The organism is uncultured Nostoc sp. (assembly GCF_964245445.1).
In the GTDB taxonomy this organism is placed as follows: domain Bacteria; phylum Cyanobacteriota; class Cyanobacteriia; order Cyanobacteriales; family Nostocaceae; genus Nostoc.
Window position 1 is genome coordinate 1843 of sequence record NZ_CAXTNE010000278.1, and the last position, 8198, is coordinate 10040.

The following is an 8198-nucleotide window of genomic DNA, read 5'->3' on the forward strand; positions in this document are numbered from 1 at the left end:
CGATGCAATGGCATTGTCAGTCGATACAATAGCATTGTCAGCCGATGCAATGGCATTGTCAGTCGATGCAATGGCATTGTCAGCCGATGCAATGGCATTGTCAGTCGATGCAATAGCATTGTCAGCCGATACAATGGCATTGTCAGCCGATACAATGGCATATTGAACAAATACGTTCAGAGTGTGAGAGTATTTTCAATGCGACGGTCAGGGATGAGCCACATAACTGCAACCAGAACGTATAGTATACAGGCAAGCCATGAGTTTACAAAGGCAAGTGGAATTGCTACTGCATACAACACCACCGATATTTTTCCCTTGAAATCTCGGCCTACTGCGATCGCTAGAGTCGAATCGCTTCCGTGGTGATCAATGAGGACGCGGGTAAGAATGAAGTAAGCGATCGCAGCCAACAACAATACCGTACCATAAAAAACAACTGGCACGGTGGCAAAATGATTCTCGCCCATCCAGCCAGTGACGAAGGGGATTAGCGATAACCAAAACAGCAGATGCAGATTAGCCCAAAGGATACGACCATTAACGTGTCGGACTGTTTGTAATAGATGATGGTGATTGTTCCAGTAGATGCCGATATAAATAAAACTCAACACATAGCTGAGAAATACTGGAATCATGGGACGCAGCGCAGCTAAATCGAACCCATGCGGTACTTTAATTTCCAGCACCATAATGGTGATGATAATGGCAATCACCCCATCGCTGAATGCTTCTAATCTCCCTTTTCCCATTTACGCATTCCTTTTCTATTTACTTGAAAGTAAGTTGTGACACTCTGCACTTTATCGTACCAAGTAGCCGCCGTTGATGAAGATTGTCTGCGCGGTGATCTTTGATATGCTATGGTTGCTTGTACTGTTCTACTCTTTCCATGCCATTGAAGCGTTGGCGTAGCCAACGCAAAATATTTAATTCTCACTCGCAAATTTCCGTCGCAATTCCCGAATAGCAGCGCTAGTATTACGCTCGTAGGCAATTTTTAAACACTCTGTGACTACCTCTGACACATTGATGTTGGGGAAATAGCGGCTACTAGTTTCAACAGTGTAGACATCGCCTTGCAATCTGTAAATCACAAGCTGATTCTTTCTAAACAACCAAACTTCTGGTACTCCATAAGGCAGGTAGTCATTTACATCGGTGTAGCTAGTGATGTCTATCTCCACCACTAAATCGGGGGATGGATCAACGCCCCAATTGATGCGATCTTTACCTGCAATTGCCTCCCAGTTTTCAATATAAAAACAGTAGTCTGGTTCTATACCACTTTCCTGTGGCAGTTCCATTGTGATTGGGGTAAATGCTTCGTATTCTCGTCCCAGATGATCGAGTAAAACTTTGGCTACATCTGCAATTACACTTACTTTTCGCCCATGTTCTGGTAGCGGTACCATCAAAAGAATTTCTCCATCTCGATACTTAATGCGAGGAGAGGAGCGATCGCCTAGTTGTTCATTCAATGCTTGATAGTCTTGCCAACTTCCAGGTAGGCGTACTACTGCGCCTGGGGGCAAATAGATTGTATCGGGTGTGACAACAGCGAACATAGAACTGAACCTCCACCTCCACAATAGTTAAATATCAACTGCTGCGGCTAAAAAATACAGCAGCGACAATAATTAAACCTAAAAGTGCTAAAGGAACCCAAAGATTAGGGACATCTGACAAACTCATATTTAAATAACGAATTAGGAATTACGAATTATCTTAAGCCAATACCTCCTTTAGCGAATTCTTCAACAGTTTTCTGTGAGAATTCGTGAGTTGCGATCGCTTGCAACATTGCCAATGGTAAAGTCAAATGATCCGCCCCGGCTTGCAATGAAGCGGCTGCTTCTTCGGGAGATTTGATACTAGCTGCCAAGATTTCCGTATCACTGCCTTTGAGTACGCTAGCCATATCCCGCACCAAAGCAATACCGTCACCTAACAACCGCGTAGCTCGATTTACATAAGCTATGGCAATTTTAGCTCCTGCTTCCCGTGCTACTGCTGCCTGTGCTGCACTGTAAATTGCTGTCACCGAACAGGTAATTTCTGGTGATAGACTCGCTACTACTTCAAAACCTAACGGTGTTGCGGGAATCTTCAAAATTGTTTGTGAACCAATAATCTCGAAAGCTTTTCTACCTTCAGTTAGCATCCCAGCTTTATCAGATGCCACAAGTTGATAGTATAACGGGCCATTCGTCAAGGCAACCAATTTTTTGAGCGTGGTTTCTGGTGGGGTATCGCTTTGAGACAATAGCGTGGGATTTGTGGTAATGCCTTTCACCCATCCCCAAAGCTTAACAACTTCAGCTTCAGATGCGATCGCTGAGTCTAGATAAATTGCCATAATTTCTCCCGATCAATTTCCCGATATTAATATGTAATAGCTGTATATGATTCGTGACAAGTTACAACAGTTTTTAATTGGATAGAACACAGGTTATGTAAAGGCACAGCCATGTTGTGTCCTTACCGTCTGGTTTATAGTTTATGGAAATGAAAAGCGCTGTAATTTTTTTACTTAATAATCCAGAAGCGAGTATTTATCTTAGTGTGATTCAGCTAATGTGTACAAATATCAATCGCGTTTAGCCAGTTATGGCATTATCTCATGAATCGTTACTCGTTAGCCAAACGATGTTTTGCGGAAGCTCTAGGTACAGCTTGGTTGGTTCTGATGGGCGTGGGTACTGCGGTTATCTCTGGTGCAGTACCTTGGGTTGGAGTTACTGGGGTGGCGATCGCTTTTGGCTTAAGTTTGTTGACTGCTGCCTATACTTTTGGTTCTATTAGCGGATGTCACATCAACCCCGCAGTCACAATTGGTTTTTGGGTAGCCAAGCAATTTTCTTTGCGAGACGTTTTGCCATATATAGGAAGTCAGATTCTTGGCGGAATTTGGGGGACTACTATCCTATTTTTGATTTGCATAGGCAAGCCTGGGTTTACAACAGCCGACTTTGGTTCTAATGGAGTAGAAATTCACTCCCCTGGTAACTATAGCTGGTGGGCTTGTGCATTAGCCGAATTCATTGTTACCTGTGGCTTTGTGCTGCTGATCTTGAGCGTAACATCTTCTCCCGCCCTCAAGCAGTCTGCACCCATCCCCATAGGTTTAGGGCTTACCTTGGCGCATCTTATCCTGATTCCGGTGACAAATGCCAGCGTCAATCCCGTGCGATCGCTAGCCACAGCTATCTTTACTCAAGATTGGGCATTGGCTGACCTTTGGATTTTCATCGTGTTTCCAATTTTAGGCGGAGTTTTGGCGGGTATGGTCGCCCGATGGCTGCAAGAACCAGACATTTAATACTACTCATAACTTTATGAGGTAGTAACGGCGGATTACTCCAACATAGAATCATGGGTATATCGACGCACATAATATAAATTGTCATGCATCGCCACGCGGAGATATTTTGACGTGGCTTTCAAGTCATAATCTTCTTATACAGCAGCCTATACGGAGAACTTAAATATGACATCTCCAGAAACGGTTACATGGCTACAAGAACGGACGAGTTTAGGAATTCTCTCATCTGAGGTGTTAAATGCGATCGCAGAAGTAATTGAAGAACAAGTAGTGAGTGCCGAAACTGACTTAGTTAGCGAAGGCACTCCTCCAGAAGCCCTTTATATTCTTGTAGAAGGTCAACTTGAAAGCAATAGCACCAATCAAACCAACCCAGCCTTAGCTTGTGGGTTCCTCCCCGGTGCAGTGATTGAACTCAAAGAATTGCTGTTGGATGAATTAACTCCATTCACAATTACTACGGTGACAGATTGTCACTTGTGGGTTGTGCCTGGTGATAAATTCCGTGAATTAGCCACCCAATACCCCGAAATTGCTCAGGCTTTTTCGCGTCAATTGGCTCAAGAATTAGCTCAGGTAACATCTGCACTTGGCTATGAACAAGAACGATCTGTTGCTTTGCGACCATATTTAGTTACCAAAGCGCAACGCGGAATAGTCGGTACAAGTCGCTATGCTGTAAAGCTGCGCGAACAAATTCGTTTATCGGCGGCTGACCGGAAATCTGTGGATATTTTCGGAGAACCAGGGTTAGAAAAAGACAATATAGCAGCCCTCATCCACTTTGGTTCTCCAAAACGGCGAGAACCAATTATTAAAGTAAATTGCGGGATTCTGCAAACTAGCGGTGCCGATTTATTCGGTCGCGCTGGCGGTAAACCAGGATTGTTGGAATGGTTGGGAGAAGGTACTTTAGTTCTCAACAACATCCAAGAATTGCCCGAAGAATTATTACCTCCGGTGACGCAGTTGCTCAAAACTGGCACATATACCCCCGTCAGTCGTGCAGGAGAAGCAGCACCTGAACCTCGTCCCAGTAAAGCCAGAATTCTGATTGTTTCCGAAAAAAGTCAGCCGACAATTGAACGCTGTATTGGTCACATTATTAAAGTGCCACCGCTACGGGTGCGGAAAGCTGATATTCAGGCACAGGTTGAATATTATACTAGTCTCTACATTCGCTCTAGAGGCGTTCCCAAACCGCACATCACCCCAGAAGCTTTACGTCGCCTCCAGTCTTATGATTTTCCTGGCAATCTCAAGGAATTAAAAAATCTCGTAGAAAGAGCGATCGTGCAAGCAGAGGGTGCTAATGAATTAACAGAAGAAATTTTCTGGCCAGCCGAAACGAAGAAAAAACGATTTCGGGTGAATCTGTTAAATGCCTATCCTCGTTTGCGGCGATTTTTGCGTAGTCCCTGGTGGCCCGATCGCATTAACTATGGTTTTACTGCAACGGCTTTTGCGATTATAGTTACAGTGTTATTTATTGGGCCGCAAACCCGCGATCGCAATTTCGTATTAAATCTATTTTGGGCTTGGTGGTGGCCTTTCTTCCTCTTTCTCTTTCCCTTTTTGGGACGTATCTGGTGTTCTGTTTGTCCCTTTATGATTTACGGGGAAATAACTCAAAAGTTATCTCTGTGGCTGTGGCCTCGAAAACTCAAACGCTGGCCGAGAGAGGAAGCTGAGAAATGGGGCGGATGGTTCATATTTGGTTTGTTCACCCTAATTTTCTTATGGGAAGAACTCTGGCATTTAGAAAATACTGCCTACCTTAGCGCTTGTCTGCTGCTATTAATTACGGCTGGGGCAATGATTTTCTCTGCCCTTTTTGAGCGGCGATTTTGGTGTCGTTATCTCTGTCCCATCGGCGGCATGAATGGTTTATTTGCCAAACTCTCAATGACGGAACTTCGCGCACAGCAAGGTATTTGTTCTGCCAGTTGCACCACATATCAGTGCTATAAAGGTGGGCCACAAAAGGGCGAAGGCATGGAAACTAATGGATGTCCCTTATATTCCCACCCAGCGCAATTAGAAGATAACAGAGATTGCGTACTGTGCATGACTTGCCTTAAAGCCTGTCCCCATCGTTCTGTTGAGTTCAACTTGCGTCCCCCTGGAATTGAACTATGGACAACTCATGTACCCCGCACCTATGAAGTAGCATTATTGTTTTTGTTGTTGGGTGGGATATATCTGCATCGCTTGCCAGAGTTGCAATCTTGGTTGGGGTTACAACTGGATTTAACTCAGTTTTGGCAGCACTTGGGATTATCGCTGCTAGTGTTAATTATCCCAGCGATTTTTACCTTTGCGGCTTATGGCTTGCTGCAAGTGTTCAACTTTAACCGTAAGCCTCGAACATTTGTAGAACTTGCTTATGGCTACCTACCATTAGTGTTAGGGGGAAACTTGGCTCACTATCTGCGTTTGGGCTTAGGCGAAGGCGGACGGATTTTACCCGTAACCTTTGCTACCCTTGGTTTGAGTGGTGAACAATTGCCAATATTGGTTGCTCACCCGGCTGTGATTGCCTTTTTGCAAGGTGCAACGATAATTTTTTCAGTGTTAATGACTATATTATTAACGCAAAAGATTGCAAAACAACCAGTGCGATCGCTCATGCTGCAACACCTAGCAGCGATCGGTTTGGGAGTTAGCATGTGGGCGATTATCGTGTTTTGAGCTTTATATTTAGCGATCGCTCTAATAATACGGTTCGGTTAACATATTTGTCTCTCGAAGATCCCCCCTTTTTAAGGCTTGTTCTTTCTGAACTTTACCCCCAATTTATCGGGGGTCGCCGCAGGCGGGGGGATCTTATCCGAACCGTATTGGGAGTGATGATATCAAATCCGTTTGTATGGGAATTATCCCTTTTTCCTCTGCCTCTGCGGCTTCAAAGTCTGGAGCGCTTTCTTAGGCGATCGCTAGAATGAAATAGCTCTGTATTGCACCCAACCGAGAACCCATCTATACAGTTATTATATGGTTAGTCTGTAATTTTTCTGTCTCAGCACTAAATCAACTGGCCATGAAACGAAAATTTTTACCGATTATTGCATCACTCTTGACCATTGGTTTAATATATGCGGTGGAAGCTCATATCTTGAGCGAAATCTGTTTGTTTCCCGATAAAATATATAACCTAAGTGAAGGTCAGTCAATTAAAGCCAGAACATTGGCTATAGTTGCTGTTCCGTATGCCCAGATAGGACAAAAGGATAAATCATCAAAAATATTAGCTCAAGCATTTAAGAATGCTAAGGAAATTAAGCAGATCGAGACCTATTATCCAAGAATCCCTGCACTGCTTGAAGTAGCTACCAAGTATGCAGAAGTTGGGCAACCCGCTCAAGCTCTTCAAGTTATTAAAATAGCAAAAGAAGGTGCTGAACATGGAAGTGGGGCTGCTCAAATGCTAAATGAGGCAGCAGTCAAGGCTGCCGAAGCAGGTCGCTTCAACCAAGCCCTTCAGGTTACCCAGTTGCTCGATAATAAAGCAATTGGATATTTTGAAAACAGAGACAGTGCTATAGCTGAAGTTGCTGTTGAAGCTGCCCAAGTCGGGCTATACGACCAAGCTTTTCAACTTCTTAGCTCGATTGACGAGAATACCGATAAGACAGGAGAGGCATTAACTAAGATTGCTGAGTTGGCAACCTCTACAAAACTTAGAAGTAAAGCCTTGCCGTTATTAGATCAAACCTTTGAACTTGCCAATAGAATTAAGAATGTTAGTGCTTTAGCTAAGGTAGCTAGTCAGTACACAGAATTAGGACAGAAAGCTAAATCTGAACAAATATTAAACCGATGTCTTCAGCTTACCCAATCTGATAAGTACATCTCCGACCAAGTTGAAAACATAGTCAAGATTGCTGTTAGCTATGCAAACATAGGACAACAAGATAAAGCTGTAGAGATATTAGACAGTAGTTTTGGGGCTGTTCAGCTTATTCAGATTAATAATATACCAAAACCAATATTGTCCGAAATCGCCATTGGTTACGCAAAAATAGGTCAAAAAAATAAAGCCTTACAAATACCAATATTGTTCAAAATCGCCATTGGTTACGCAAAAATAGGTCAAAAAAATAAAGCCTTACAAATATTAAATCAAGCCTTTCAACAGATTAAAACTAATGAATATGCTTGGAAAACTGAGCAATTCAGTCAAATTGCTGTTAAATACGAGGAGATAGGATTTCATCAACAAGCTTTGGAAGCTGCTAAAATGCTGGGGGCGCCTGAAAGAGTTCGGGCATTAGTTGCAGTAGCGGTTGAAGATGCAGAACAATCTCAATATGACCTAGCTATTAAGAACATCAAATCTATTGGAAACCATTACCCTCATGAAGTTCGCCCCGACAAAATGAATGGACTATCTCAAATTGCCATGAAAGCTGCGTCAGCAGGGCAATATGAACAAGCATTTAAAATTATTGAGTCTATAGATGATGATTTTTGCGGAGATTGTATCGCTAAACCCTTAATAAAACTTGTTAACAAGGCTACTAGAACAGAAACAAAAGATCAAGCCTCACAATTGTTACACAAAGCTTTAAGCGTTGCTCAGTTTACTATCCTAGATCAACCTGAACGAGTTAGAGTATTGGCTGAAGTTGCTAATCATTATGCACAACTGGGACAACAGCAGAAAGCTTCAGATATACTAGCTCAAGCCCTTAAAACTGGCGAAGATATTACTATTGTAAAGAGGATGCCTGAAAATATGTCCGTAATTTTTACCTGGTTCAAATATCCTTGTCCATATATACGTTGATGATCTATAGCAATCCGATTTGATTCCTTAATTACTCGTAGAGACTCAATACTTGGGACTGGGGACTGGGAAGAAGGAATAAAG

General features: G+C 43.0%; 6 protein-coding genes. 3 read left to right on the top strand and 3 right to left on the bottom strand.

Going from position 1 to position 8198, the window contains the following annotated elements:
• Positions 1–176 precede the first annotated feature (176 nt).
• From ACFE90_RS31370 to ACFE90_RS31380, 3 genes are all read right to left on the bottom strand, one after another.
• Positions 177–752 carry a TMEM175 family protein gene (locus ACFE90_RS31370; RefSeq protein ID WP_375506241.1) on the bottom strand — a complete coding sequence of 192 codons (576 nt, stop codon included), beginning with the start codon at positions 750–752 and terminating at the stop codon, positions 177–179.
• 177 nt (positions 753–929) lie between these two features.
• Positions 930–1568, bottom strand: a complete 639-nt coding sequence (locus ACFE90_RS31375; RefSeq protein ID WP_375506242.1) for a Uma2 family endonuclease — start codon at positions 1566–1568, stop codon at positions 930–932.
• A 155-nt stretch (positions 1569–1723) separates the two neighbouring features.
• Complete coding sequence (locus ACFE90_RS31380; RefSeq protein WP_375506243.1) at positions 1724–2359, bottom strand: transaldolase family protein; 636 nt, start codon at positions 2357–2359, stop codon at positions 1724–1726.
• 264 nt (positions 2360–2623) lie between these two features.
• Here ACFE90_RS31380 and aqpZ point away from each other — a divergent pair, with 264 nt between their 5' ends.
• From aqpZ to ACFE90_RS31395, 3 genes are all read left to right on the top strand, one after another.
• On the top strand, positions 2624–3322 hold the full coding sequence (gene aqpZ / locus ACFE90_RS31385) for an aquaporin Z (protein ID WP_375506244.1): 699 nt from the start codon (positions 2624–2626) through the stop codon (positions 3320–3322).
• A 168-nt stretch (positions 3323–3490) separates the two neighbouring features.
• Positions 3491–6016, top strand: a complete 2526-nt coding sequence (locus tag ACFE90_RS31390; RefSeq protein ID WP_375506245.1) for a cyclic nucleotide-binding domain-containing protein — start codon at positions 3491–3493, stop codon at positions 6014–6016.
• 349 nt (positions 6017–6365) lie between these two features.
• On the top strand, positions 6366–8114 hold the full coding sequence (locus ACFE90_RS31395; protein ID WP_375506246.1) for a tetratricopeptide repeat protein: 1749 nt from the start codon (positions 6366–6368) through the stop codon (positions 8112–8114).
• The last annotated feature ends 84 nt before the right edge of the window (positions 8115–8198 follow it).